We start from the raw sequence: 1,743 nt of genomic DNA on the forward strand, positions 1-1,743 counted from the left end.
GGCTTCGCCGTGTTCGGCGTCGCCGTCGGCCTGCTGATGAACATGGGCGGCGCCTGGGTTGCGACGGTTGTCGGCCTCTGCGTTCTGGCCGTCTTCATCGAAATCCTGGTCTGGCTGGGTTCGGCTCTACTGGGCAGCTGACCCCTTTCCGGGTTAGGGGGAACTATGAAAATCGCAGTTCTGAAGGAACGCCGTTTCGATGAGACGCGCGTCGCGGCAACGCCTGAGTCCGTCAAGAAGCTGATTGGCCTCAAGCACGCCATCGCTATCGAAGCGGGCGCTGGCGTCTCTGCCGGCATCCGCGACGAGGATTACATCGCCGCCGGAGCAACTGTCGGCTCGGCTGCTGACGTGCTCAAGGGCGCGGACATCGTCTTCAAGGTCCGCGCGCCGGACGCCGCCGAACTGGCCACCTATCCGAAGGGCGCAGCCCTCCTCGGCCTGCTCGATCCCTATTCCGCGAAAGCCGAAGCTGCGGCCTACGCCGCTGCTGGCGTCACCGCCGTGGCGATGGAGTTCGTTCCCCGCATCACGCGCGCCCAGTCGATGGACGTGCTGTCGTCCCAGGCCAACCTCGCAGGCTATCGCGCCGTCATCGAAGGCTCGCAGCTTTATGGCCGCGCCCTGCCGATGATGATGACCGCCGCCGGCACGGTTGCCGCCGCCAAGGTCTTCGTGATGGGCGCAGGCGTCGCCGGCCTGCAGGCCATCGCCACCGCCCGCCGTCTCGGCGGCGTCGTCTCCGCCACCGACGTTCGCCCCGCCGCCAAGGAACAGGTCGCCTCGCTCGGCGCGAAGTTCATCGCGGTCGAGGATGATGAGTTCAAGGCCGCCGAAACCGCCGCCGGCTACGCCAAGGCCATGTCGCCCGAATACCAGGCCAAGCAGGCCGAACTTGTCGCCGCCCACATCGCCAAGCAGGACATCGTCGTCACCACGGCGCTGATCCCCGGCCGGCCCGCCCCGGTGCTCGTCACCGAAGCGATGGTGAAATCCATGCGCCCCGGCTCGGTTGTCGTCGATCTCGCCGTCACGCAGGGCGGCAACTGCCCGGCGTCGAAGCCCGATCAGGTCGTCGATATGAATGGCGTGAAAGTCATCGGCTTCACCAACCTTCCCGGCCGCATCGCGGCTGACGCGTCCGCCCTTTACGCCCGCAACCTGCTCGCGCTCCTGCCGTTGCTGACAGCCGAGAACGCAGCCTTCGGGCCGAAGTGGGACGACGAGATCGTCAAGGCCGCCGTCCTCACCAAAGACGGCCAAGTCGTCCACCCGGCGCTGACCACGTAAGCCGACCCCGCTCCGCTATAAGGATCGCCCCATGATGAAGCGCCTCGCGGTACTCGGCCTAACGGCCCTGCTGGCCGCCTCGCCCGCCCTCGCAGCCACCGGCGCGGAACAGCCAGACGGGTTGATCTTCCGCATCGCCATCTTCGTGCTGTCGATCTTCATCGGCTACTACGTGGTCTGGTCGGTCACGCCAGCGCTGCACACGCCGCTGATGGCCGTCACCAACGCCATCTCCTCCGTCATCATCGTCGGTGCGCTGATCGCCGCCGCGGCCGGCACGGGCCAGGAGATGACCTCCGACCTCTGGCTGTCGAAAGGCATGGGCGGCGTTGCCGTCGCGCTGGCCGCCGTCAACATCTTCGGCGGCTTCCTCGTCACGCGCCGCATGCTCGCGATGTACAAGAAGAAAGACAAACCGGCCGCGGACGCCGCCACGAAGACCGGGGGGCACTA

General features: G+C 67.0%; 2 protein-coding genes. Both read left to right on the top strand.

Going from position 1 to position 1,743, the window contains the following annotated elements:
- Positions 1-165 precede the first annotated feature (165 nt).
- Positions 166-1,290, top strand: coding sequence for a Re/Si-specific NAD(P)(+) transhydrogenase subunit alpha (locus tag EON91_RS14355; RefSeq protein WP_292096072.1), 1,125 nt, complete (start codon positions 166-168; stop codon positions 1,288-1,290).
- A gap of 121 nt (positions 1,291-1,411) precedes the next feature.
- Positions 1,412-1,743, top strand: a 332-nt coding sequence (locus tag EON91_RS14360; RefSeq protein WP_292096073.1) for an NAD(P) transhydrogenase subunit alpha, incomplete at its 3' end; no start/stop codon positions are given.

The organism is Brevundimonas sp., assembly GCF_004210735.1.
In the GTDB taxonomy this organism is placed as follows: domain Bacteria; phylum Pseudomonadota; class Alphaproteobacteria; order Caulobacterales; family Caulobacteraceae; genus Brevundimonas.